Consider the following 24,601-nt stretch of genomic DNA (forward strand, 5'->3'; position numbering starts at 1 on the left):
TTATTGAGAGAAATTGGCCGTAATTCCAGCATCCGTTAAAAGCTTACGGTCTGCCTCTACTTCCGGATTGCTTGTAGTCAAAAGTGTATCTCCATAAAATATAGAATCAGCTCCCGATTGTAGGCATAGTATCTGAGCCTCCCTACCTAATTGTTGTCTTCCTGCGCTAAGTCTTATTCGACTTTTAGGCATAATAATCCTTGCTGTCGCAACCATGCGAACCATCTCTAATGGATCAATAGAAGACAAATCCTCCATTGGTGTCCCCTCCACTGCCACTAAGGCATTGATAGGTACACTCTCAGGATGAGGATCTAAAGTTGCTAAAACTTTAAGTAAAGATGCTCTATCGGATACAGATTCGCCCATACCAATAATCCCACCGCAGCACACTGTAATTCCTGCCATGCGTACTCTTCTCAATGTTTCAAGTCGATCTTGATATGTTCTTGTTGAAATGATATTGGAATAATGCTCAGGACTAGTATCTAAATTATGGTTATAAGCTGTTAAACCTGCTTCTGCCAATCTAGAGGCTTGAGAATCAGTAATCATTCCAGCTGTGACACACGCCTCAAGTCCAAGTTCTCTAACACCTCTGACCATTTGAAGCATTGAATCGAATGCGTTTCCGTCTTTGATCTCACGCCAAGCCCAACCCATACAAAATCTATCCGCTCCTGCATTTTTAGCCGCTCTTGCCCTATCGAGAACTGATTCAACTTGAAGTACAGGGTCAGCTTGAACGCTTGTTTTATTGTGTACAGATTGGGGACAATACGCACAGTCTTCTGAACATCCGCCTGTCTTTACACTTAAAAGAGATGCAAGTTGAACTTTGTAACCTGGGTTGTACGACCTATGAACTATTTGAGCTCTCCATAACAAATCCATTAATGGCAAATCAAGAATCTCTTTAACTTCCTCTAAAGACCAATCATGTCTAATGTCTCCACCCTTTATGGTACTAAAATCTAAATATGATTCATCTTTTAAAGTGAATTTATTAGATTTCTGAATATTAGGATTAATTAGAGTCATAAAAGAATTTGAATATAAAAAATTTAAATGCTATTTAGTTTTAGCTGATAATCTATAAAAAATCACAGAACTCAAGATATTCAATTGTTTTAGTTATACACCTCCAAATCTCCTTCTTCTAGATTGATAGTCAAGTAGAGCCTTAGCAAGAGTATCGGCGTTAAAATCCGGCCACAATACGTCTGTGACATGGATCTCAGCATAAGCTAATTGCCATAAAAGAAAATTACTTATTCTTTTTTCACCACTAGTTCTAATGAGTAAATCTGGATCCACCTCACTAGCTGTAAATAATTCAGAAGCAAATACATTTTCATCTATCAAAGAAGGGTCTAGCTCTCCTCTTACGGAGCGTTCAGCAAGTTTTTGGGCAGCACGAACTAATTCTCTTCGTCCTCCATAATTTGTACAAACATTAAAATGAATTCCTTTATTATTGGAAGTTGATTCAACCGACTCCTTTATCAAGTCTTTTAATGCATTTGGTAATGGATCAAGGTCCCCTAAGAAATTAATTTTGACTTCTTCAAGTTTTAAATTAGTCAATTCTCGCTTAAGAACACTTTCAAAAAGAGTCATTAAAAAATTTACTTCTTCACTGGGTCTAGACCAATTTTCAGTTGAAAATGCATAAACAGTTAACGCTCCTATTCCCCAATTACCACATAAATTTAAAGTTGTTTTTAGAGACTCAACTCCAGCGGTATGTCCTATTGATCTTGGCAAACCCTTTGCTTTTGCCCACCTTCCATTTCCATCCATAATCACCGCGATGTGATCAGGCAACTTAAGACGATCCAATTCTTTAGGTAATGGTGATACCTCTCTAGAATTATCAGTACTGATCACAGAAGGGTAAGTCAATTCAAAGACTCCTTGCTGTCGTTGATTTTCTCAAGATTAACTCTAGATTGAGCAACTTTAGGGTCAATATTAGTGAAAGACGTTTTCAATGAAGAATTAATACCAGTGGACTTAGATGAAGAGGAAGTTGAAGGATCTAATAATTCTTTCAAAAGATCAAGCAATCGACTGCTTGTAATAGGTCTCTCGAGACGTCCTTGACTAGCTAAAGATAAAGTACCTGATTCTTCTGAAACAACCACACAAATACATCGATCAAATCGTTCAGTTATCCCAAGAGCAGCTAAGTGTCTAGTTCCGTACCTACTAATGCCCTGTCGGGAAAGAGGCAAGATTACCCCTGCTGAAATAATTCTATTTCCCTTGACCAAAACTGCCCCATCATGAAGAGGGGTATCTGCAGCAAAAAGATTTAACAATAATTCAGAAGATAATTGGGCATCAATTGGAACACCAGGGAAAAGGAAATCTTCAGGGCGTAAGTCACTTCCCATATCAACAACTATTAATGCCCCTTTTCTATTTTGAGATAAACGACCTGCCGCTTCAGTTAATTGTGCGAAAGTATTCGAACTTGCCCTAAATTCTTTTTGAGTATTACCAAGAATCACGGCTAATCTTCCAGTCCCTAATAATTCCATTAATCTTCTTAGCTCTCCCTGCCATAAAATTGCCAAAGATAACGAGCAAGCTAAAACCAAAGCATCAACAAGTTTTGAAGTAATTGGTAAATTTGCAAACCGCTGAACGAACCACGCTAATGAAACCAAAAAGAGATACCCTCTTAAAAGCCATAATGTCCTCTGTTCTTTAACTCTTGTAAAAAGAAGAACTCCAAGAGAAGAAGCAAACAAGACATCAAGGAGGACACGCAAGTTTATAAGCCACCAAAAATTCACTCCTACACCCCAACGTTATTTAAACTTACCTAATTCTTGGTAATAAAGCGATCAGGTAATACATCTAATTGCAAAAGATCTTCAGGAAGCTCCCTCTTTTGGATCAACTCAACCCATCCTTCCCCAACCATGACTGTTGCAGGTCTAGGAATTCTGTTGTAGTTAGAACTCATTGAATAGTTATATGCTCCAGTGCCGAATACAGCAAGAAAATCACCACTTTCGCAAGACGAAAGATAAAAATCTTTCAATAAGATATCTCCTGACTCACAGTGTTTGCCTGCGATAGTTACTTTTTCAGCATTAGTATTCAATGCTTTATCTACGAGGCAGGCACTATAGAGAGATTGGTAAGTTATTGGACGAGGATTATCACTCATTCCTCCATCGACCGAAAAATAAGTTCGAATTCCTGGAACAACTTTTTTAGCTCCGATTTTGTAAATGGTAAGTCCAGAATTAGCGACGAGAGATCTTCCAGGTTCACACATTAATCTTGGCAAATCAAGATTCCTCTCTCTACAGGCATTAACAACAGCGCAAGAAATCACCTCAACCCATTTTTCAATTGAGGGTGGATTATCTTCTTGAACATATTTAATCCCAAGGCCTCCTCCTAAATTTAAATCACTAATAGGATGGCCTATTTCTCTAGCAAGTTTTAAAGTATCTGCCATAACGCCAGCAAGATCAACATGCGGCTGAACTTCAAAAATCTGAGACCCAATATGTGCATGTAAACCAGTTAAATTTGCCCACTCATACCTCTTTAATTCTTCTAAAACTAACTTAACTTCATCAGGGTCAAAACCAAATTTGCTATCTAAATGGCCAGTCCTTATATATTCATGAGTATGACACTCGATTCCTGGAGTAAACCTCAACATTAACTTTGCTGTTTTTTTTGCAGAAACAATTTTTTTTAATAGCTCAATATCGTGATTGTTATCTAAAACAATAGTCACATTGTTTTTATAAGCAAAATTCAATTCATCCTGAGATTTATTATTTCCATGAAAAACAATATTCTCCCCTTTTACGCCTCCTTTTAAAGCAGTCAGTAATTCTCCTTCTGAAACTGCATCAAGTCCAAAGCCTTCAGATGCTATTAATGAGCAAATTGCTAAAGAACTATTAGCTTTTGAAGCATATAAAGGAAGTGAGTCTCCTGGATAATGTTTTTTTAAAGAACTAATGTAAGTTTTACATGCAGTTCTTAGTGACAATTCATCAAAAACATAAAGAGGTGTACCATATTTTTTTGCAAGTTCACTTAATTGACAACCCCCTACTAATAACTCTTCAGTCTCACTAATTTCTGTAGAAACAGGAGCTATATTTCGATTTGGACTATTAATATCCCTATTGGGTTCGTAAGCTTTTAAGCCAAACATGGAAAATTTCTACTTAAATTTTTATACAATCTAGAGATCAATCAACAAATTAGTATTCTTTTTAAAGAAAGAGGGATGAATCAATTAAAAATTCGATATGAACCTAACAACAATTCAACTTGGATTAGTGCATTTAAATGCTTGTATCGACTTAGACAAGAAATCATTAAAAGGTCTTTGGACAAAAACTCAATGGGAAAGAGAACTAACTGACTCACAAAGAATTTGCATTGGAGTCATGGACATTGAAAATCAAAAACTACTAGGCTTATGCTCTGCTTGGTTGGTAATGGACGAAATTCAAATAACCTCCATAGCTATTCATCCATCATTTCAAAGAAAAGGACTAGGCAAATTACTTTTATCAGATTTAATCAAACGTACAAACTCACTTCTAACAAATCAGATATATTTAGAGGTTAAAGACACTAATGAGCCAGCAAAAGCTTTTTACAATTCCATGGGTTTTAAAATCATAGGTAATAGACACAATTTTTATAAAGATGGAAATGATGCCCTTATTTTTAAAAAACAATTAAATAAAAATCATACAAGAAATAATTAAGTACGGTTTACCGAAACAAAAACAAACAAATTTACTGTTTTGCATCAATTATTACCTTAAATTATTTTTCAATGAACATTTAATATTTACCCTTTATAAAAAAAAACCTAACCGTACACATTTCACACTTAACCCTGATAAATTAGATTAAATAGTTAAAGGTCAAAGCTAAATGTTTGAGAGGTTTACAGAAAAGGCAATAAAAGTGATCATGCTTGCTCAGGAAGAGGCAAGGCGCCTAGGGCATAACTTTGTTGGAACCGAACAAATCCTTTTGGGTCTTATAGGAGAAGGTACTGGCGTCGCTGCCAAAGTTCTTAAATCAATGGGAGTCAATCTGAAAGATTCAAGAGTAGAAGTTGAAAAAATAATTGGCAGAGGTTCGGGTTTCGTTGCTGTTGAGATACCTTTCACCCCAAGAGCTAAAAGAGTTCTTGAACTTTCATTAGAAGAGGCTCGTCAATTAGGTCATAACTATATTGGAACAGAACATCTCCTACTAGGTCTTATTAGAGAAGGGGAAGGAGTAGCTGCAAGAGTTCTAGAAAATTTAGGTGTTGATTTAACTAAAGTCAGAACACAAGTTGTTCGCATGCTTGGAGAAACTGCAGAGGTTACAACTGGTTCAGGATCTTCTAAAGGATCAGTCAAAACTGCGACTCTTGATGAATTTGGTACAAATCTAACCAAATTAGCCAGTGAGTCTAAGCTAGATCCAGTTGTAGGGAGGCATGAAGAAATAGACCGTGTAATACAAATATTGGGTAGAAGAACTAAAAACAATCCGGTTTTAATTGGAGAACCAGGAGTAGGAAAAACAGCCATAGCCGAGGGCCTTGCTCAAAGAATTCAACAAGGCAACATACCTGACATACTTGAAGAGAAAAGGGTTTTAACACTTGATATTGGCCTACTTGTAGCTGGCACAAAATACAGGGGTGAATTTGAAGAAAGATTGAAGAAGATAATGGAAGAAATCAAATCTGCTGGAAATGTAATTTTAGTAATTGATGAAGTTCATACATTGATTGGAGCAGGAGCTGCTGAAGGTGCTATTGATGCTGCAAATATTTTAAAACCTGCTTTAGCAAGAGGTGAACTTCAATGCATTGGAGCTACAACTCTAGATGAATATCGAAAGCATATCGAAAGAGATGCTGCATTAGAAAGAAGATTCCAGCCTGTAATGATTGGCGAACCTTCTATAAAAGATACAATTGAAATTCTCAGAGGATTAAGAGAAAGATACGAGCAACATCACCGATTAAAAATTACAGATGAAGCATTGGATGCTGCTGCGAATCTTGGAGACAGATATATTTCCGATAGATTCTTACCTGATAAAGCGATAGACCTCATAGACGAAGCAGGCAGTAGAGTCAGATTACTAAACTCAAAATTGCCTCCTGAAGCAAAAGAAGTCGATAAAGAATTACGAATAGTGCAAAAGAATAAAGAAGAAGCAATAAGAGATCAAAACTTTACTCAAGCTGGTGAACTTAGAGAGAAAGAAGTTGAGCTTAGAGATAAAATTAAAAATCTTTTACAAAATATAAGACAACAAACCTCTTTAAATCCAGATCCTGTTGCTAATGACAGTCAAGATTCAAACAAAGAGAGTACAGATAAAGTTGTCCCTAAATCTGATGAATTTAAAGATTCCCAACCTATAGTCAATGAAGAAGATATTGCTCATATTGTAGCTTCATGGACAGGTGTTCCTGTACAGAAATTAACCGAAAGTGAATCAGTCAAGCTATTAAATATGGAAGAAACATTACATCAAAGATTAATAGGTCAAGATGAAGCTGTTAAAGCTGTTTCAAAGGCAATCAGGAGAGCAAGAGTTGGTCTTAAGAATCCAAATAGACCCATTGCTAGTTTTATATTTTCTGGCCCAACTGGAGTAGGTAAAACTGAATTGACTAAAGCTTTAGCTGCCTATTTCTTTGGTAGTGAAGAAGCAATGATACGACTCGATATGTCTGAATTTATGGAAAGGCATACTGTGAGTAAATTAATAGGCTCCCCTCCTGGGTATGTTGGATTCAATGAAGGTGGGCAACTCACTGAGGCCGTTAGAAGAAGACCTTATACGGTTGTTTTGTTCGATGAAATAGAAAAAGCTCATCCAGATGTTTTTAATCTTCTTCTTCAATTACTTGAGGAAGGAAGGTTAACTGATTCCAAAGGAAGAACTGTTGATTTCAAAAATACATTAATAATAATGACTTCCAATATTGGATCTAAAGTAATAGAAAAAGGTGGTGGTGGACTTGGCTTTGAATTTTCTGGTGAAAGTTTAGAAGATACACAATACAATCGAATAAAATCATTAGTTAATGAAGAACTTAAACAATATTTCCGTCCAGAATTTCTTAATAGGTTAGATGAAATAATTGTTTTCAGACAGCTATCAAGAGAAGAAGTAAAGGACATAGCCGAAATTATGCTCAAAGAAGTATTTTTAAGAATAAAAGAAAAAGGAATATCCTTAACTGTATCTGACGATTTTAAAGAAAGATTAGTTGAAGAAGGCTACAATCCTTCATACGGAGCTCGCCCTCTAAGAAGAGCGGTGATGAGGTTATTAGAAGATAGCCTCGCTGAGGAAGTTTTATCTGGCAGGATCAAAGATGGAGACAAAGCTGAGGTTGACATAGACGAAAGCAAAAAAGTAATTGTCAAACATCTCGGTAAAGATAGTTCCACGCCAGAATTAGCAAGCGCTGCTGTTTAACTTCCCAAAGTGAAATAGTAATCTATATGACATTAAATATTCACAGCATTTCACCATTAAACGTAATTAGAGGTAAAGAAGCTTGGCTTAAGTCATTTGAGATTATAAATAAATTAACCAAAAGACCTTTAATAATAGGTCGAAGTAACTCAACAAAAGAATTAAGATCTTCATTAAAAAATGATCTTTTAGCCAAAGGTATTCAAGCGAAATCTTATGAATTAGCGAACGATTGCTGTGAATTAGATATCAAAAATGCATCTCAATTCTCAAAAAATAATAATTGCGATTCGATTATTGCTGCTGGAGGAGGGAAAGTTCTTGATGCAGGGAAATTAATAGCTGAATTACTTTGCATTAATTGCATCACCGTTCCTTTAAGCGCTTCTACCTGCGCTGGATGGACTGCGTTATCGAATATTTACACACCTGAGGGAAAATTTCTTAGAGACGTAACTTTAAAAAGATGTCCAAACTTATTGATCTTTGATCACACAATTGTCAGAACCGCACCACCACGAACACTTGCTAGTGGTATTGCTGACGCAGTTGCAAAATGGTATGAATCATCCTTAACAAGTAGTCAGAGCGAGGATGGCTTTGTTCAACAAGCAGTTCAGATGGCTAGGGTTTTAAGAGATCAATTATTTATTAATGGATACAAGGCATTCAAAGATCCACTAAGCAATTCATGGGAAACGGTTGCAGAAGGCTGCGCTTTGACGGCTGGAATAATTGGAGGGCTAGGAGGCGCAAGATGCAGAACAGCCGCTGCTCATCCAATACATAATGGATTAACTCAACTTACATATAAAAATAAACCACTTCATGGGGAACTTGTTGGATTTGGTACTCTCGTACAATTGCATTTAGAAGAGGCACATTCAAATAGTCAATTACCAAGACAAGCAAAGTCACAGCTTATTGATTTTTTCTCGCAATTAAATCTTCCTATTTCTCTTGAATCTATATCTCTAAAAAATGGATCTTCAACCGAACTATTTCAAGCTTGCAGATTTGCTTGTAAAGTTGATTCGGACATACATCGATTACCCTTTCCGATAAGTGAAAAAAACCTACTAGAAGCTATTCAAAGTTTTCAATCCATCTCAACAATTTCCAACCTAACTCTAAAGTAATTTTTAAGAACTTTGATTCAAGAAAAAATTAATACTACCAACCAAACAAATGCATCCAAAGCATACATCAAAACTATAAAAGATAAAATTATTGATAAACAAGCAATTAGACTTTTTGAAGATCTAAAGTGGATAAAGTTAGACGAGGTTTCACAAAATAGATCAGATTTATTTCCAACAGTTTTTACAGGTACAGGAAAGAAAGTCCTTCTTTTACATGGCTTTGATAGTTGCTTTCTAGAATATAGGCGTCTAGCACCTTTTTTAAAAAAGAAAAATAAATTAATCATTCCGGATTTGTATGGTTTTGGATTTTGTCCTAGGTCCAGTGGTAACAAATATGGGTTTAAATATTTAATGAAACATTTGAATTCTGTTCTGGATTATTTTTCAAAGGATCAACCCATAGGGATCATAGGTGCCTCAATGGGGGGAGCTTTAGCACTTGAACTTGCGAGACAAAACCCAAAAAAGATCAATAAGTTGCTTCTCTTATCACCCGCAGGTATAGCAGGTAAAAATCCAAAAATACCATGGCCTTTAAATCATTTCGGAGCCTATTTCCTTAGCCAACCTTTTGTCCGCAAAGGATTATGCAGACAGGCCTTTGCAGATCCAGGAAAAAGTGTTGGTCCTGCAGAAGAGCAAATTGCTTCACTACATTTAAAGGTTCCTGGTTGGCAATCTTCTCTAGCAGAGTTTGCTGCAGAAGGAGGGGTATCTGATTGCGGACGTCCAAAACCAACTCAACCAATCAAAATCATTTTAGGAAAGTACGATAGGATTATTTCAAATAATGAAAAGAAAGAAACAAACAAGATCTATCAATCAAACATACAAATAGCTGCAAATTCTGGACATCTACCTCATCTAGAAGAACCAAAATTAGTTACTGAAACTTGGGAAAAATTTAAATAACTAAATGCCACCTAATCTGAATAAAAAAAAAGGACTTTTTTCAAATTTATTAGAAAATGGCATAAAAATCTTACTCAAAAAGCAGTGTAAAAAAATTGGTCAACTTACAATAGATATTACGGCAGGACCAGTTGATATTTTAAAGGGTTTCATAAAAAAGTTTTATATTAAAGCTAAGGATATAAATTATCAAGATCTATTATTTGATGAAATTGAATTAGAAGCTAATGAAGTTAAAATTATTTTCAAATTAACCAATAAAGAATTAAGCTTCAAAAATAATTTAATAGTTCAATTTAAGATATCAATATCTGAAAATTCACTAAAGAAAATTTTACTTTCTGATCATTGGAGTTGGCTAGAAGAAATTATTAGTAAAAAATTACTAATCAACTCTAAATTGGAAGATTTAAAAATAAGAAATGACAAAATAACAATAATAACAACGCAAATAACAAAGCAAATAACAAATCATCCTAACGAAGCAGTTAGAATTAATATAAAAGTAATAAACAATAAGATTTATTTAGAAAGCCCAAAAAACAATAAATCTATTAAAATCCCCCTTGAGGATAAAGTTAAAGTTAAAAATATTAATATAAAAAATAATATAATTATTATTTCTGCTAATTCGCTTGTTAGCTTTAATTAGTTTAGGAAATTATTAAGGGAGACAATAGAATTACTATATAAAAAACTATAGCAGGTGTAAATAAATAACTATCTATTCTATCAAGAATTCCTCCATGACCTGGCAAAAAATTGCCTGAGTCTTTTAATCCCGCATTTCTCTTCATCATTGATTCAGTCAAGTCTCCAACCAAAGAGAACAAAGCGACCAAAATACCAATAAAAAAACCAATAAATATGCCAAATTTCCATTTTAATAGATAGCCCCAAGACGCTCCAATCAAGACAGAAAATAATAACCCTCCAAAAACACCCTCGATGGTTTTTGAGGGTGAAATTGGTGATAATGAATGATTGCCAAATTTCTTACCTACAAAAAAAGAGCCAATATCAAATCCAACTATCATTAAACAAGTCGCAAAAGTAATTAACATCCCAAAGGTAAAAGATGGCGACCATTCAGCAGGAACTAAGTTAACACTATTTGTCAAATCAGACTCCAAAAGATTTCTTAATTTGATCCAATGACTAGGCAAAAATCCTAAATAAAACAATCCGAATATTGATGCTGCGACATCTGCTATTGAACCTGTGACAGGTTGAAGCAATAACCAACCACAAATAGCAGCTCCTGATAATGGCAAGATTGCATCTGATATTTCAATAGATAGATATCCATGAGAGGATAATTGAGTGAAGAAGAGTAATATTTGACAAGCAACTAAAGTTGTCTTAGTAGCTGGTCTTATACCAGTAAATTCAGCCATACGAAAAAACTCGAGAAGAGCTAAATGCACAATTAAACTTATTGAGATAGAGAACCACCAACTTCCCAAAGAGACAACTAAAATCCCGAAAATACCAACCAAAAGTCCACTTAATAATCTTTTTTTTGAAACAGCTAAAAACATTAAATCAGATTAGAAAATATAGTTTTCTTTTATAAAACATACTCCAAATGGGTTCTTAATAATATATTTCATTATAACTGATAATTAGAAACTATTGTTCAAGAAACAACTCTAACAAAATCAGGAATTTGCTCTGGCCAAAAGCTTCTTTGATCTATTAACCAATCAACTCGCGCCTCGTCCAAAATCTCACCAGGAATTAATAAAGGTATACCAGGAGGATAAGGGCAAACCATCTCAACAGAAATTCTTCCTATCGATTCCTTCAGATTCACCTTCTCAAAATTAGATCTCCAAGAAGAAGAAAATGATCTATATGGCTTAGAAACGATACTAAAGGGTGGTCTCGTAAATGATGAAACTTTTTGATGGCTAAAAGGTGACTGAAGAATTTTTTCCCAAATTGTTATGAATTTTTTTGCCAATCCTTTGTGAGAAGAAAATCCAAGGCAAAAAGTTAATGTCCCTGGTTCTGCCAATTCACCAATAATTCCCTTTTGTATGAATTTTTTATCAACTTCGATACCTGTCAAACCTAATTTGGAAGTGTGGAGGATAATTCTCAATGGATCTTGGTTTTCAAGAAGAGGGACCCCATGGCTAGTCAAAAATTCTGAGAAAGCCTCAGCCTCTTCTAAACGATTTCTTATTTTCTTTTGGCCTTTCGATTCAATAAGTTCTTTTATTGAGCTTTCGCAGGATGCTAGCAACAAGGAACTTGGACTTGAAGTTTGCAGCAATTCAATACTTCTCTCAATTTTAAACGGATCAACTTTGTCACCTTGCGACCACAAAACAGCAGATTGTACTAATCCTGGTGCCGATTTATGAAGAGAATGAACAACAAGATCTGCACCGAAGGAGAGAGCTGACTTGGGCAAATCGGGTCTAACTTGACTTATCAAATATGAACCATGTGCCTCATCAATTAATACGGGTAACGAATTAGAATGAATTTCATTGATCAAAGATTCGATATCAGCAGAATAACCTTGATATGTAGGATTAACCAAAACTACTGCGGCTAAGTCCTCTTCTAAATCTTTTACTTTTCTAAAAACCCTTTGCAGCCAATTTCTATCAAAAACATAAGCATGGCCACGATCAGAAAGAAAAGGAACGTCAAAAAGTATTGGTGTTAAACCTCCAAGGAAACATGCTTGGAGGCAACTTTTATGAATATTCCTGGGCATAAGTACAGCCTGACCAGGTTGAGCTAACGCAAGTAATGAACTTTGAAGTAAACCCGTTGCACCGTTTACTCCATACCAACATCTATCTACGCCCACTTCAAAAGCAGAAGATTTTTGACTTTCAGCTATTGCTCCTTCTCCTATCAATGGGCCGCCAATTTCAAAAAGTTCAGGCAAATCCCAAATTCCAGGCTTCAGCCGTAGTAGTTTTCTAAGATTTTCAGGAAGAGCTTTTCCTCTACCATGGGCGGGCAAGAAAAGATTTTCGCTTTGGCTACCAGAAAGTAAGGTAATAAGCCCCATAGCATAAAATGATTTCCTAGACTCAATGTAGTTAAATTTTTCAGTAAGCAAATCAAGAGAACGTCTTAGAGCATTAGCTAAGAGAACTTATGATGGGTAAATGAAATACGATTTCAAAAGAGATTTAATCTGGCTAATATCAAGGCCATGGGTATTGGTACCTAGATTCATTCAGATTGTTGGTGCAATATCTCTGCTTTTAGCAAGACTAATTTTTCAAGGCTCAAGTAATGATGATAAGACACAAAAGAATCTAGCTAAGTTTCTGCTAAAAACACTTATTGGACTTGGTCCCTGCTTTATAAAAGTAGGCCAAGCACTATCGACTAGGCCAGATCTAATAAGAAAAGATTGGTTGGAGGAATTAACAAACTTACAGGACAACTTACCTGCATTCCCCCATGAAAAAGCAATGGAAATTATAAAAAGTGAACTTGGGAAACCAGCAACTGAACTTTTTGAAGAATTTCCATCCGCACCAATAGCATCGGCTAGTCTTGGCCAAGTGTATAAAGCAAGACTATCCAAAAACTATTGGGTAGCAGTAAAAGTTCAAAGACCACTTCTAATCTTCAATATTAGAAGAGACATTGTAATTATAAAAATACTTGGTGTTCTTAGTGCTCCAATACTTCCTTTAAATCTTGGATTTGGATTAGGTGAAATAATAGATGAATTTGGAAGAAGTTTATTTGATGAAGTTGATTACAAAAAAGAAGCAAATAATGCTGAAAAATTTTCCAACCTTTTTCACAATAATCAATCAGTAACGATACCAAAAGTAGAAAGACATCTATCATCAGTAAAAGTATTAACAACAAGTTGGGTTGATGGCACAAAGTTAAAAGATAGAAATGAATTAATTATAAACAATTTAAATCCTTCACAAATAATTAGGACGGGGGTAATCAGTGGGATTCAGCAATTATTAGAATTTGGATACTTTCACGCAGATCCTCATCCAGGGAATATGTTTGCCCTAAATGGATCTAAAGGTGATCTTGGAAATATAGCTTATGTTGATTTTGGAATGATGGACTCAATATCAGAAGAAGACAGATTAACTCTTACTGGGGCGATTGTTCACTTAATTAACAACGATTTTCAATCTGTAGCAAGAGATTTCCAAAAGCTTGGATTCTTAAACAAAGACCAAGATCTAAAACCTCTAATTCCAGTTTTAAGGGAAGTACTTGGTAGTGCAATTGGTAAAGATGTTGCATCTTTTAATTTCAAAGAAATTACTAATAAATTTTCAGAATTAATGTTTGATTATCCTTTTAGAGTTCCAGCAAGATTTGCTCTAATAATCAGAGCCGTAATTAGTCAAGAGGGACTTGCTTTAAGATTAGATCCAAATTTTAAAATAATTGATCTAGCCTATCCTTATGTAGCGAAAAGATTACTCACTTCAGATACGAACGAAATGTTAAACATATTATTAGATGTAATATTTGATCAAAATGGTCATATAAGAGTTGAGAGAGTAGAAAATTTATTTGATGTTCTCGTTCAAGATTCAACTACACCTGCAAAAGAATTGATTCCAGTAGCAGGAGCAGGTCTAAAACTTCTAACTAGTTCTAGAGGATCCTTAATAAGGAAGAGTTTATTAATGAGTATTATCAAAGATGAGAGAATAGATACGAAAGATATGAAGCAATTAGTTAAATTAGTAAGAAAAACATTTAATCCTTTCAAAATCGCGTCCGGGCTCATAAAACAAAATAATACACAAGTTGCATAGTTGATTATTTTAAAATATAATAACACTATTTTAAAGACATAATAAAAATATGATTAACAATAATATTAAAGATATAATCACATTTATCAGTGTAAAAACTAATGATATAGACATTCAAAGTGTTGAGGGTTTTATTGCAGATTATCAACAAATCAAGCCAATTGAAGATCCATTGTTTTGGCTTTCCTGTGGAGCATTCATTTGTCTGATGTCTGGTTTAATATTTGCAGATATAATGAAATCTAAATTAAATAAATGGACTTCAAAAAAGATACCTCCTACTCCGCTAGAAAACTCCAGAACGATATCAAGTTGGTTCTCATTCTTTACGGGCCTCACAATTATTTTCGTAAGCGCATTAAGTATAATAAACTTCTCAATAATAAAATCTCTAATATTTTCGTCAATAATCTCAATACTTTTTGGGGTAAGCATGTGGAAAGCTATAAAAGATCTATTAATCCAAGTAGAAAAAGGAACTGTAAAGGAAATAGATGATTATTTCTAAAAAAAATAGTATCTTTAGCCTTTCTTTAAAATTGGATAAATATTTTAATTAAAAATATAATTTAGATATAATGACACTTATCAGATTACAAAAAATAATATCTGAATCTGGTCTTTTATCTAGACGAAAAGCTGATTTACTTATAAAACAAGGAAGGGTTACTTTAAATGGGAGAAAAGCCATTATTGGAGAGAAAGCAGATCCTTACTCAGATCAGATTTTAGTCGATGGTAAAGACTTACCTAAAAAGCTAAATAATAAAGTTTTCCTATTAAATAAACCTCTAGGAGTCATATCAAGCTGCCAGGATAATCGTGGAAGAAAAACCATTTTAAGTTTAATCCCACAAAATTTACGGAATGGCATCCATCCAGTAGGTCGCCTAGATTCAGATAGTAGAGGAGCAATTCTATTGACCAATAATGGAGACTTAACTCTAAGACTTACTCATCCAAAGTTCTTACATACAAAAACCTATCTGGTTTGGGTAAGCGGCAATCCAAGTCAACCAATATTAGATAATTGGAGAAACGGAATTTCACTTGATGGCAAAATGACAATACCAGCAACTATAGAAGTGAAAGAAAAAATGAAGAAAAAGACTCTTCTTAAAATTATTTTAAAAGAAGGACGTAATCGTCAAATCCGTAAAATAGCTAATCTTATTGGTCATCCAGTTCAAGATCTTCAAAGAATAGCTATTTCAAACATAAAATTAAATGGATTAGAAGAAGGGAAATGGCGCGAGCTTAAGACTAAAGAATGGATTTCTATTCTTAACTAGAAAGTAATTTTTATGTTATGGCTTTAAATTTTCCTTTTAAAAGAACTTCAAAAAAAGTTTCAGACCGAAAAGATAGCAAAGAAATTAATAATGAATTCTTAGATGCAATTAACTTATTTAAATCTCAAAGAAAAAAATTTGATATCTCATTAGAAGAGTTAGCTAAGAAGACAAAGATTTCTAGAAATGTATTAATAGCGATTGAAAATGGATGGGAAAAATATCTACCTGAGACAACCTATTTAAATTCAATGGTTAAAATACTTGAGATCGAGCTTAATTTAGAGAGTGGAAGTCTAAATGGACTATTAACACCAAAAGTTAATATAAAAAAAAGTATATCTAGATTTAAGTTTAATTTTATAAATATCAATTTTCTTAACAGTCGCATTGGAAGTTTGTTGTATTTTATATTTATGCTTTTATCAATACTAGCTCTTAATAGTCAACAAAAATATCTTCTAAAGATACACAGCACTTCTACTGAACCAATTATGGTAAATGATATAAATTTAGAAAATTAAAAAAGAGATACCAATCAAAATCAAACAAAGTATTCATCTTTGATATTTTTCAGCTAAATTTCCATATTTTTTTAAAGCTTCTTTAATATGTAGCTCATTTTGAGTTAATCTCCATGACCAATTATTTTCTGTTGTACCAGGTTTATTTAATCGAGCACAATCATCAAGGTTTAATAAATCTTGCATTGGAGCAATAAATAATTTTGCTTTAGTCTCCATGCCTAAACGAATCAATTCCCAAGAAGAAAAGTTCTCACAATCAAGAATTCGATTTTTAATAATTTCTTTTCTTTCTTGATCCATATCTTTCCACCAACCGAGCGAAGTTGAATTGTCGTGAGTTCCTGTATAGGTAATCCAATTTTCATCTTTAATATTCTCCGGTAAATAGGGATTATCCGAATTACCATCAAACGCAAATTGAAGTATCTTCATACCGGCTAATTCATAATCATCTCGTAATTTTTCAACACTTGAATTGATTAGACCTAAATCTTCTGCAACCAAGGGAAGTTGACCACCGCAATCTTTTTTTAATAAACCAAGAATCTCTTTACCGGGCGAAGGTAACCAAAATCCATTCTCAGCTGTTTGATCTTTGCCAGGAATGGCCCAAAAAGCTTCAAGTGCTCGAAAATGATCAAGCCGTAGGAAATCCGCCTGCTCTAGGTGCCTCCGAATTCTCTTTCTCCACCATCTGTAACTGTTAGCTTTATGCCTGCTCCAACGATAGACGGGATTTCCCCAAAGTTGACCAGTCTCAGAAAAATAATCAGGTGGTACCCCACTTTGAAGATATGTGTCTGAATTAGTTAAAATAGAAAATAATGATCGATTGCTCCATACATCTGCACTGTCTTTAGAAACATAAAAAGGAACATCTCCAAATAAAAAAATCCCTAAACTCTTTGCCAACTTTCTTATTGATGTCCACTGTTTATCTAAATGCCATTGGACCAAATTATGTCCTAATAATTCTTTTTGGTTATCTTTTTTCCAATTAGCTAGTACTTTCTTATCGCAAACTGCAAATTTCTCTGGCCATTCCCACCATGGAATAAAATTGTTCTGAATCCTTAGTTCCATAAATATTGAATGATCATGTAACCAAAATTGTCTTTTAGTCCATGATTCAAACTCTTCCTTGATAGTGGTATTTTGTTTTTCCCAATTAGCAACTAAACAAGACCTTAAAGATTTAACTTTCAAATCAGCTAATTTAAATTCAACGCTCTTTTTACATTCCTTAGAATTAGAAGAAAAGATTTCTGGATTATTACCTAAAAAACCATCTCTTATTAAATCATTTTCATCTAGAAACCATGGATTAAAGGCGAAGCTTGATGGCGAGCTATATGGAGAACCTAATGAGTCAGGAGGTGCAAGAGGTAGAAATTGCCAAACCCCAACTCTAGAATTCGCAAGGTTATTTAACCAAACTCGAGCAGGTTTGCCGAAAGTACCGCAAACAGGAGTATCAGGTAAGGAGGTTGGATGAAGAAGGATCCCTGAATTTCTTTCCAATTTTTACTTAGTGTTATTTCTAAAAAATAGAAAAGAAATACAAATAAAGCTAGTTTTTACTAAATTCAAAATTAAAATCCAAAACAAATAAAAAATAATTTAGTTTAATATCATCTAAATTCAATTTATAGTGTAGGGATATTGAAAGGAGAATTTTATAAAAAACCATTTATAAAACTAGAAAAGTTGAAATAAGTATAGATTATCTAATTTAGTCTATAAGAAAAATCAAATGAAATAAAAAAAAGATCTAATTATAATACAAAAATTAAAAACTATTAGTTAAATTATAGATATTTTTTCATAAAAAAAAGGAGGACAATTTCTTAAAAACTATTCATATATATTTTTCTTCACATTGTTTATATTGTTTTTGAAATGCTTACATTAGATCATGATAGAAATCATTCATAGAAGGGAAATTTCAGCTCGATTTTTCTCACTCTTCATTTCCTCTCCCCTTTAAAGCACCCTTTTTTAGGGTGGGCATTCTTATTATGATTTCTTATAATCAAAACCAATCTATGTTTTTCTAATAAGGTAAATTTATTTAACCGAAATCACTCAGAGATTGAGGTCTATCTCCAAATACTTCAAGAAAACTCTTTAAGCCTGTGTATTTTGGAGCAAAATGCTCCTACAAAAGGGTTAATTTAATACAAGAAAAAATATGATTAAAGTTTTCAAAAGGAAACTCTTCAGAATAAAATTCTTCTCATCTGATACCCAAAAAAGCAGACAGGGAAAGGTTTCCTTCTTCTTTTCTCAAAAAATGAGCCCACTTGAGAAATAAGTAAAAAAAGCTTTTTCATGATCATGTAACGAACATAACTGTAGATTGGTAAATATAATTTCTTGCTTGCGGTGGAACCGTGACCAGTTTTATCACTGCAGCACATCCTGAAAATACTAGTCTCACCCATGACACTAATAGGCTCAGATTAATAAGTGGGACATCTAATACTGAGCTAGCAAAAGAGATTGCTTCTTACATGGGCATTACAAATGTCCCTCTTGTGTCCAAAAAGTTTGCAGATGGAGAGTTATATGTCCAAATTCAACAATCAATAAGAGGATGCGATGTTTTCCTAATCCAACCAACTTGCGCTCCAGTTAATGATAGTTTAATGGAGCTGATGATTATGGTTGATGCTTGCAAAAGAGCCTCTGCCAGACAAATTACAGCAGTAATTCCTTACTTTGGTTATGCCAGAGCAGACAGAAAGACGGCAGGTAGAGAGTCAATAACAGCAAAACTAACCGCAAATATTTTAGTTAAATCAGGGGTTGATCGTGTTCTCGCGATGGACTTACATTCAGCTCAAATACAAGGTTATTTTGACATCCCTTGTGACCACATATACGGTTCTCCTGTTTTAGTGGATCATCTATCAACAATGGAGTTTGAAGAGATCGTAGTCGTCTCTCCTGATGTGGGAGGAGTTGCCAGAGCAAGGGCTTTTGCTAAACAAATGAAAGATTCACCTTTGGCCATTATTGATAAAAGGCGATCAGGTCATAATGTTGCTGAGAGCCTCACGGTTATTGGAGAAGTCTCTGGAAAAACTGCAATATTAATCGATGACATGATTGATACGGGTGGAACTATTTGCGCAGGAGCTGAATTACTAAGAAAAGAAGGAGCAAAAAAAGTCATCGCATGTGCATCTCATGCTGTATTTTCTCCACCTTCTTATGAGAGACTTTCAAAACAAGGTTTATTTGAACAAGTTATCGTAACTAATAGTATTCCAGTACCCAAGGAACTCCATTTCTCCCAATTGAAGGTTTTATCAGTCGCTAATATGCTAGGTGAAGCTATTTGGAGAATTCACGAAGAAAGTTCTGTCAGCTCAATGTTCAGATAAATCACTTCAATATAAGTTCAACAACTTCTCTAGTGTTTGAGGATAAATTTGCTTTATTTATTTCTAAAATTGCTTTATGCATTCCTACCTTATTTTGCTCTATGTAAGTTTTCCATTTACTGAAGACTTTAACCATTCTAGAAGCAGTAATGGGATTAATTTTATCTACCTCTATTAATTTTTTAGCCATAAATAAATAACCTTCTCCGTCCTTAGAATGAAAAGATTGAATATTTTTAGCAAAACCTCCTAAAACAGCTCGTATTGCATTTGGAGCTTTCCAATCAAATTTAGAATGAGATAATAATTTTTCAATAGCAAAAATTCCATTCTTGCTCGGTCTTGAGGCTTCATAACCAAACCACGAGTCTAAAACGACAGGATTATCTTGCCAAAGTTCATAAAACAAATTAGAAGCTTCTTCGGTCTCAGAGCTATCAAGTGGCTTTAACGCTTCGAGGGCAGATCTTGCTATGGTCATTGAGGAATTACAAATTGAGTTAACGCAATTTCTTCTTACTTTTTCATCTCCAGTAAGCGTTAAATAAGACCATATAGTTCCTAATAATTTTCTTTCTCCTTTACCCATTGGCCATTCTTGATCAATATTTAAAACTAAATTCTCACACAATATACTTAAATCCTGAAGAGTGTTCGAAGCAATTGCAATTTTAAAGTTTAAAGACTCCTTGTAGACCGATATTGGATTTACTTTCGCAAACAAAGACTCCAATTCTGACAAGCCGGGTAATGTTAAAAGAGTTGCCAAGAAGAAAGGATCATTTATTTCTAAATATTTTATAGACTTTTTAAACGCATCTATAAACTTAACTTCTAATTCATTATTAGCCTGCTTATTGATCCTAAGTTTAATAATTTCACGCATCAAAAATTGACCAGAGTCCCACCTTGTAAAATAATCATTATCATTTCGCAAAAGAAATAAATAGTCATCAATAGATAGATCAGATTGCCAAATAACAGGAGAGGAGAACCCTCGAAAAAATGATACAATAGGGGGGGTTTTACCACTAGATAAAACTTTGATTTTCAAATTATCTTTATTCTTATCTAAGACAAATAATTTATCTTCAATAAATGGTTTTTCCACGTTCTCACTACTATAACAAGAATAAAGAATTGGGATAACCATTTCAACATTTTCATTAGTATTATTACTATCTAATTGCTGCTCAAAAGAAATATCTAAGATCGAATTATTTGGATCCCAGTTTTGATTTATATAAACTTTAGGTGTACCTGATTTATAATACCAATTCTGAAATTTATCAACATCAAAACTAGAATATTTTTTATCAAGACAAGCCCCTTTGATTATTGAATTGATGAAATCTTCCGTGGTTGCCGCTTTGCCATCAAAGGTATTAATATAAACATTAATACCTTTCATAAATTTTTCTTTACCCAATATTAATTGAAGCATTCTTATTAATTCAGCACCTTTCTCATAGATAGTAGTAGTATAAAAATTATCAATAGATACATATTCTTTAGGTTTAACAGCGTGTGAGGTAGGTCCTTTATCCTCAGTGAATTGAAAATTCCTCAAAAATGAAACATCCTCTATTCTTTTTAATCCATAACCATGGAGATCTGAGGTGAAAGATTGATCTCTAAAAACAGTCAAACCTTCTTTCAAAGAAAGCTGAAACCAATCTCGACATGTAATTCTATTTCCAGTCCAGTTATGAAAATACTCATGTGCTATTACACTTTCAATTCTCTCCAATTCTAAATCGGTTGCTGTCTTCGAATCAGCCAAGACTAACTTTGAGTTAAAAATATTTAGTCCCTTATTTTCCATTGCACCCATATTAAAATGTCTTACAGCAACAATTTTATATTCATCTAAATCATATTCAAGTCCATATTTATCTTCATCCCATTTCATTGCTTTCTTTAAAGAATTTATAGCATGTTTTGTATATTTTTCATCGCCACATTCAACGTATATGTTAATATCAATTGATCGACCAGTATTTGTAATATATTTATCAGATACTTGATTAAGTTTACCAGCTACTAAAGCAAATAAATAACAAGGCTTAGGAAAAGGATCTTCCCATATAATCTCATGTCTATTGCTATTATTTTTTACTTTACCTGAGAATTTCTTATTACCATTTGATAATAATATTGGATATAAATGTAAATCAGCCTCTATCCTTACTGTATACTTACTAAGGACATCTGGCCTATCAGGATGATAACAGATATTTCTAAATCCCTCGGCTTCACATTGTGTCGTTAACATTCCAGAACTTAAATATAATCCTTCTAAAGATGTATTATTAAAAGGATCTATTTGAGATTTTATTTTTAATTGAAATTCTGAAAATGGGTAGCTATAAATCACTAATTCATTTTCAGTAAGTTTATATTCATCTGCTTTCAATTCATTTTCGTTTATTGATATTGATAATAATTTAATTTTATTGCCCTTCAGAAAAAGTTTAGAGGGTTCTTTTAACTTAGGTTTGATTATCATTGAAGATTGTACAACAACATATTGCTTGCAAATATTAATATCTAAATATATACTAGAAATAAGAAAAGGATATTCAACATAGTCTGATAGTTTAATAAGTTTTTGAGTAGACATATCAAACAATTTTTGTATTAACTAAAATGAAATTTATTTCTTTTTATTTAATTGTTCTACAGCTTTTAAGAATTTATCCTTATCTTTCTGAGGTACTTGGTCCGGACAAAGTTGAATAGCACCTTCAATGAGTTGTAGATAAGATCCTTGATAAATTTGCTCATTTGTTAATTTTTCATCTCCTATTTCTTTTATTAGACCACCATGCTTTTTTGAAATTATTAATGCAAAATTATTTGAAGCTATTGAAATTGATTTAGGAAAGTCAACTTTAGCTTGCCTTGCAAGACAGAAATAACTGATACCTATTTGCCTGTAAAAATTCATTTCTTCTCCACTTGCAGGAATGAACTTAATCTCATTTTTATTAGAGCTTATTTCACTTGGATTAGATTCTGACTTTATAGAACTATTGCAACTTGACAAAAGTATTGAAGCAAGAAAAATAAACATTGCAAAGAATTTTCTACTTGGAGATTTTGTCATTTTTCTCAAGTGATTTTAGTCCGTAAACATTTGATGCAGTAAAAAATCTATTAAAAATTTAGTACTTGCAAATTTTAAACATAATATTCTATTAAAGAGCATTCTAATAAATTTATTAAGCACTTCAGTTGGGATTCTTAATCCTTATCTCATGATGATTTTCAACTATCTTTAAATTATCTTTGAACCAACTATAAATAGTTCTTGATCTTAGTTTATCCTGATCTATTAAGCGTGTATGTTCTAAAATATGCCAGTCATCATAATTAGACTCAAAAATCAGTTCGTGCTCATCAACTTGTCTTATATTTGATATCCCTGAAGAATCAGATAAATAAGAACAATCTCGAATTAGTTGATGACCTTGAAGATGAGCAGTAATTTCTCCTTCGCTTTTATAAGTTGGTCTTTTAACAAAAAAATCTTTTTCATCTTCACACCACCAATTAAATCGATAGCTTTCAAATTCAGAATCTCTTTTAATTAATTTAGATACATTGATATACATTTCCAAATTAATAGCCTTTTCTTTATCAAAAAAGTATTGTCTTCTAGAATGCCACAAGCCAATATTTCGAGCAAACCATCGCCTCAAATTACTATCATAGTCAATTCTAAGTCTATCAATACCAACGGAAGAGTTTACAGCTCTTTCCCTACCAGATGAATAAGAAACAGCCATTTACCTGGAACGGATAGATTTAAAAGTATTCACTTAATTATTAGCTAATACCTAAAATGAGTCTCATTACCTTAAGGTATGCGTAATTATTTAGATTGCTCGACACTGTGAATAGTGCCGAAGCTAACGATAGACGGCAGTTAAAACTGTTGCTTTTGGCCTCTCGCCAACATCTCTCAAGGGGAGATGTTCGTTCGTTAATTGATTACTTAGAAAGTGAAGATTGTGGGTTTATTGTGACTCTTGAATTATCAGACCCTACTGAAAACCCTGAACTACTAGAGTTATACAGATTAGTTGCAATTCCTGCTTTAATAAAATTAGAACCATCACCTCAACAAATTTTTGCGGGAAGTTCAATTCTTGAACAAGTTAAAACTTGGCTTCCAAGATGGCAGCATGAGGGATTAATAAAAGGTATTGGTGTAAGCCTTAGACCTAAAACATTTGAATCAAAACAAACACAAAAAGAACTTCTCCTAGAGGATGACCTTCTAGTACTGCGACAAGAAAACGAAACACTTACTAATAAAATACATTCTCAAGAAAGTCTCCTAAGAATGGTTGCTCATGAATTGAGAACCCCTTTAACAGCGGCTGGTTTAGCTCTTCAAAGCCAAAAACTAGGTCAAATAAGTATGAGCAAATTTCAAGAAGTACTTAAGAGAAGGCTAGAAGAAATTGAATTACTTTCTAAGGACTTATTAGAAGTCGGGAGTACTCGTTGGGAAACTTTGTTCAATCCTCAAAAAATTGATCTTGCAAATATTGCTGCAGAAGCAATTCTCGAGCTTGAGAAACTTTGGCTTAATCAAAAAATAAAAATCAATACAGATATCCCCTCAGATTTACCTTCTGTTTTCGCAGATCAAAGAAGAATGATGCAAGTTTTATTAAACCTCATAGAAAATGCTTTGAAATTTTCAGAAGACGAAGGTGAAATTTTTATAACAATGCTTCACAGAACAAATCAATGGGTTGAAGTAATTGTTCGCGATAATGGGCCTGGGATTCCACCAGAAGAACAACAAAGAATATTTGTGGATAGAGTGAGACTTCCACAAACTTCTCAGGAGACAATAGGCTTTGGCATTGGTCTTTCAGTTTGTAGAAGAATTGTTGAAGTACATGGAGGAAAGATCTGGGTCGTTTCCAAACCAGGAGAAGGTGCCTGTTTCTATTTCACCGTTCCTGTGTGGCGAGGTCAAAAGAAGGATCAAGAAGTCTTGACGAGTGGCAAGGCGGACCCGTAACTTTC

21 protein-coding genes are annotated in these 24,601 nt (G+C 33.6%); 11 read left to right on the top strand and 10 right to left on the bottom strand.

All coding sequences use genetic code 11. The features are described 5' to 3' along the window. From bioB to lysA, 4 genes are all read right to left on the bottom strand, one after another. Entirely contained in the window at nucleotides 1–1,041 is a 1,041-nt protein-coding gene (gene bioB, locus AC6EJB_RS04125; RefSeq protein WP_498492445.1) for a biotin synthase BioB, read from the bottom strand. Between the two features lie 93 nt (nucleotides 1,042–1,134). Further along, a complete protein-coding gene (uppS, locus tag AC6EJB_RS04130) occupies nucleotides 1,135–1,890 on the bottom strand; it encodes an undecaprenyl pyrophosphate synthase (RefSeq protein ID WP_498492963.1) in 756 nt (251 codons plus the stop codon). A gap of 11 nt (nucleotides 1,891–1,901) precedes the next feature. Beyond that, nucleotides 1,902–2,804: a diadenylate cyclase CdaA gene (gene cdaA, locus AC6EJB_RS04135; RefSeq protein ID WP_498492446.1), complete on the bottom strand. Its 903-nt coding sequence runs from the start codon at nucleotides 2,802–2,804 to the stop codon at nucleotides 1,902–1,904. A 29-nt stretch (nucleotides 2,805–2,833) separates the two neighbouring features. Continuing rightward, nucleotides 2,834–4,198, bottom strand: coding sequence for a diaminopimelate decarboxylase (gene lysA / locus AC6EJB_RS04140; RefSeq protein WP_498492447.1), 1,365 nt, complete (start codon nucleotides 4,196–4,198; stop codon nucleotides 2,834–2,836). Nucleotides 4,199–4,295: 97 nt separating this feature from the next. Here lysA and rimI point away from each other — a divergent pair, with 97 nt between their 5' ends. From rimI to AC6EJB_RS04165, 5 genes are all read left to right on the top strand, one after another. Beyond that, a complete protein-coding gene (gene rimI / locus AC6EJB_RS04145; RefSeq protein WP_498492448.1) occupies nucleotides 4,296–4,763 on the top strand; it encodes a ribosomal protein S18-alanine N-acetyltransferase in 468 nt (155 codons plus the stop codon). Nucleotides 4,764–4,935: 172 nt separating this feature from the next. Next, complete coding sequence (locus AC6EJB_RS04150; RefSeq protein WP_498492449.1) at nucleotides 4,936–7,503, top strand: ATP-dependent Clp protease ATP-binding subunit; 2,568 nt, start codon at nucleotides 4,936–4,938, stop codon at nucleotides 7,501–7,503. A 26-nt stretch (nucleotides 7,504–7,529) separates the two neighbouring features. Then, on the top strand, nucleotides 7,530–8,642 hold the full coding sequence (locus AC6EJB_RS04155) for an iron-containing alcohol dehydrogenase family protein (protein WP_498492450.1): 1,113 nt from the start codon (nucleotides 7,530–7,532) through the stop codon (nucleotides 8,640–8,642). A gap of 12 nt (nucleotides 8,643–8,654) precedes the next feature. After that, a complete protein-coding gene (locus AC6EJB_RS04160; protein WP_498492451.1) occupies nucleotides 8,655–9,560 on the top strand; it encodes an alpha/beta fold hydrolase in 906 nt (301 codons plus the stop codon). Between the two features lie 4 nt (nucleotides 9,561–9,564). After that, nucleotides 9,565–10,212: a hypothetical protein gene (locus AC6EJB_RS04165; RefSeq protein WP_498492452.1), complete on the top strand. Its 648-nt coding sequence runs from the start codon at nucleotides 9,565–9,567 to the stop codon at nucleotides 10,210–10,212. 1 nt (nucleotide 10,213) lies between these two features. Here the strand turns inward: AC6EJB_RS04165 and AC6EJB_RS04170 are convergent, their stop codons facing one another. Further along, the gene (locus AC6EJB_RS04170; protein ID WP_498492453.1) at nucleotides 10,214–11,101 is read right to left on the bottom strand and encodes a phosphatidate cytidylyltransferase; all 888 of its coding nucleotides are present in this window, start codon (nucleotides 11,099–11,101) and stop codon (nucleotides 10,214–10,216) included. Nucleotides 11,102–11,199: 98 nt separating this feature from the next. Continuing rightward, nucleotides 11,200–12,597: an Orn/Lys/Arg family decarboxylase gene (locus tag AC6EJB_RS04175; protein ID WP_498492454.1), complete on the bottom strand. Its 1,398-nt coding sequence runs from the start codon at nucleotides 12,595–12,597 to the stop codon at nucleotides 11,200–11,202. 100 nt (nucleotides 12,598–12,697) lie between these two features. Here AC6EJB_RS04175 and AC6EJB_RS04180 point away from each other — a divergent pair, with 100 nt between their 5' ends. The 4 genes from AC6EJB_RS04180 to AC6EJB_RS04195 all read left to right on the top strand — a co-directional run bounded on the left by AC6EJB_RS04180 (nucleotide 12,698) and on the right by AC6EJB_RS04195 (nucleotide 16,160). Beyond that, a complete protein-coding gene (locus AC6EJB_RS04180; protein ID WP_498492455.1) occupies nucleotides 12,698–14,344 on the top strand; it encodes an ABC1 kinase family protein in 1,647 nt (548 codons plus the stop codon). A 49-nt stretch (nucleotides 14,345–14,393) separates the two neighbouring features. Next, nucleotides 14,394–14,852, top strand: coding sequence for a hypothetical protein (locus tag AC6EJB_RS04185; protein ID WP_498492456.1), 459 nt, complete (start codon nucleotides 14,394–14,396; stop codon nucleotides 14,850–14,852). Between the two features lie 70 nt (nucleotides 14,853–14,922). Continuing rightward, nucleotides 14,923–15,636, top strand: coding sequence for a pseudouridine synthase (locus tag AC6EJB_RS04190; protein ID WP_498492457.1), 714 nt, complete (start codon nucleotides 14,923–14,925; stop codon nucleotides 15,634–15,636). 17 nt (nucleotides 15,637–15,653) lie between these two features. Beyond that, nucleotides 15,654–16,160, top strand: coding sequence for a helix-turn-helix domain-containing protein (locus tag AC6EJB_RS04195; protein ID WP_498492458.1), 507 nt, complete (start codon nucleotides 15,654–15,656; stop codon nucleotides 16,158–16,160). Between the two features lie 33 nt (nucleotides 16,161–16,193). Here AC6EJB_RS04195 and malQ read toward each other — a convergent pair whose 3' ends face one another. Beyond that, complete coding sequence (gene malQ, locus AC6EJB_RS04200; protein ID WP_498492459.1) at nucleotides 16,194–17,684, bottom strand: 4-alpha-glucanotransferase; 1,491 nt, start codon at nucleotides 17,682–17,684, stop codon at nucleotides 16,194–16,196. Between the two features lie 872 nt (nucleotides 17,685–18,556). Here malQ and AC6EJB_RS04205 point away from each other — a divergent pair. Further along, nucleotides 18,557–19,552, top strand: a complete 996-nt coding sequence (locus AC6EJB_RS04205) for a ribose-phosphate pyrophosphokinase (protein WP_498492460.1) — start codon at nucleotides 18,557–18,559, stop codon at nucleotides 19,550–19,552. 1 nt (nucleotide 19,553) lies between these two features. On the opposite strand, the gene pepN is transcribed toward AC6EJB_RS04205, so the two are convergent. The 3 genes from pepN to AC6EJB_RS04220 all read right to left on the bottom strand — a co-directional run bounded on the left by pepN (nucleotide 19,554) and on the right by AC6EJB_RS04220 (nucleotide 23,343). Next, nucleotides 19,554–22,175: an aminopeptidase N gene (gene pepN / locus AC6EJB_RS04210; protein ID WP_498492461.1), complete on the bottom strand. Its 2,622-nt coding sequence runs from the start codon at nucleotides 22,173–22,175 to the stop codon at nucleotides 19,554–19,556. Nucleotides 22,176–22,208: 33 nt separating this feature from the next. After that, nucleotides 22,209–22,661, bottom strand: a complete 453-nt coding sequence (locus AC6EJB_RS04215) for a DUF8650 domain-containing protein (protein ID WP_498492462.1) — start codon at nucleotides 22,659–22,661, stop codon at nucleotides 22,209–22,211. A 124-nt stretch (nucleotides 22,662–22,785) separates the two neighbouring features. Next, nucleotides 22,786–23,343 (bottom strand): hypothetical protein, encoded by a 558-nt coding sequence (locus AC6EJB_RS04220; RefSeq protein ID WP_498492463.1) that lies wholly within the window; start codon nucleotides 23,341–23,343, stop codon nucleotides 22,786–22,788. A gap of 107 nt (nucleotides 23,344–23,450) precedes the next feature. Between AC6EJB_RS04220 and AC6EJB_RS04225 the strand changes: the two genes are divergently transcribed. Beyond that, nucleotides 23,451–24,596: a histidine kinase gene (locus AC6EJB_RS04225; RefSeq protein WP_498492464.1), complete on the top strand. Its 1,146-nt coding sequence runs from the start codon at nucleotides 23,451–23,453 to the stop codon at nucleotides 24,594–24,596. Nucleotides 24,597–24,601: the final 5 nt, after the last annotated feature.

The organism is Prochlorococcus sp. G4PB17, from assembly GCF_059772445.1.